This is a genomic window from Amnimonas aquatica (genome assembly GCF_002943415.1).
Classification (GTDB): Bacteria; Pseudomonadota; Gammaproteobacteria; order Pseudomonadales; family Moraxellaceae; genus Perlucidibaca; species Perlucidibaca aquatica_A.
Genome location: NZ_PTQZ01000320.1, coordinates 1 through 1428, shown reverse-complemented (window position 1 = coordinate 1428; position 1428 = coordinate 1). Strand labels below are relative to the sequence as shown.

The following is a 1428-nucleotide window of genomic DNA, read 5'->3' as shown; positions in this document are numbered from 1 at the left end:
GCGTGCGCTCGACGGCCGCGTCATCGGCAATGAACTTCCAGAAGAAGTCGCTGGAGATGTTGTCCGAGGTGTTGTCGTTGGGCTCGATGGTGTAACTGCCATCCGGCCCGAAATAGCGCGAACGCTCGCCGCGGATGGTGACGAAGTCATCGAGCATGACGCAGAGGTTGTCTTCCGCGAAGGCGTAGGCCTGGCCGTAGCCCAGGCTGCCGAAGCTGTTCGCGGTGATGTGCGGAATGCCCATCTGCGTGCGCACGATGGTGGCCTGGTAGCCGTCGACACGGCCGCTGCCGGACGACGAGCCGGAGTCTCCGCCGAAGCAGGCGGACAGGATGCAAACCGCGGAAAGCATCAGGCCGGCCCGGACAGGCGACAGCCCTGGAGACGAATGCATGGTGACCCCCGTTTTTTCTTTTCATTTGTCGGGTTTTGTCCCCCATGACAATAATTCAGCGCACCGCCGGGAGCAAGCCGGCATGACAAGACTTCAGACAGGGCGTATGCTGGAGGGGCTCTGGGGATGACATGGCTTCGACGCCGGTTATGAAACCCGCAGGGGCATGCGGAGAGTGAGCCGCCTCTCCTAAATCAACAGCTCAAAAAATAGTCGCAAACGACGAAAACTACGCACTGGCCGCCTAAAAACCCGGCCTACGACCGAACCTGCATGCCGGTATGCGGGGGACGTCGGCGCAAAAAATACCGGATCGCCTCGTGACCTGCCGCGTGTCACGTCGCTAAAACCCTAGCGGATCGCCTTCCACGCCCTGTCTCTCGGGCCGTGTCGGGTTAAATCAGTAGAGAAGACTAAGCATGTAGAACCGAGGGTAGAGTGCTGACGGACGCGGGTTCGATCCCCGCCATCTCCACCAAATGCAAGTCCGGAGTCATCCGGAAAAGAAAAAGGCCAGCTTCCGAGCTGGCCTTTTTCTTTGCGCGCGCTTCGATTTGCGCGCTACGTCGCCTCAGAACTTAGCGCGCAGCGTCACCGTGGCATTCCTCGGCGCGCCGTAGGAGTGGGTGTAGGTGCTGACGCGGTATTCCTCGTCCAGCACGTTGTTGAGCGCGAGGGCGAGCGACAGGTTGCGGTTCAGCGCGTAGTCGGCGTGCATGCCGAGCACCACGTGGCTGTCCACCTTGTCGAACGTGCGGTTGCCTGAAGCGTAGAGCGGGTCGGCCGCGGTGTCGTCCTGCCAGCGCACGCTGGCGCCCAGGCTCAGGCCAGGCACCAGCGCGGGCTCGTAGGCGGTGTAGAGCTTGAACTGCTGCACAGGCTGGGTGGTGTCGAGGATGTCACCCGAGCTGTCGCGATTCTTGAAGTGCGTGTAGCCGGCCTGGACCTGCCAGCGCGGCGTCAGCGCACCAGCCACCTCCAGCTCCCAGCCACGCCCCTTGGTGTGGTCCTCGGCGCGGTAGGCCTGGTCGAAC

The 1428-nt window shown here is 62.4% G+C and carries 2 protein-coding genes and 1 other RNA gene; 1 reads left to right on the top strand and 2 read right to left on the bottom strand.

Annotated features, from left to right (window positions below; genetic code table 11):
* A partial coding sequence (locus C5O18_RS09550) for a penicillin acylase family protein (protein WP_206389847.1) occupies nucleotides 1-352 on the bottom strand: 352 nt, incomplete at its 3' end.
* A 164-nt stretch (nucleotides 353-516) separates the two neighbouring features.
* On the opposite strand from C5O18_RS09550, the gene ssrA reads away from it, so the two are divergent.
* Nucleotides 517-872: a transfer-messenger RNA gene (gene ssrA, locus C5O18_RS09545) on the top strand.
* Nucleotides 873-965: 93 nt separating this feature from the next.
* Here ssrA and C5O18_RS09540 read toward each other — a convergent pair.
* Nucleotides 966-1428 (bottom strand): TonB-dependent receptor domain-containing protein (locus C5O18_RS09540; RefSeq protein ID WP_146089337.1); only part of this gene is annotated, 463 nt, incomplete at its 5' end.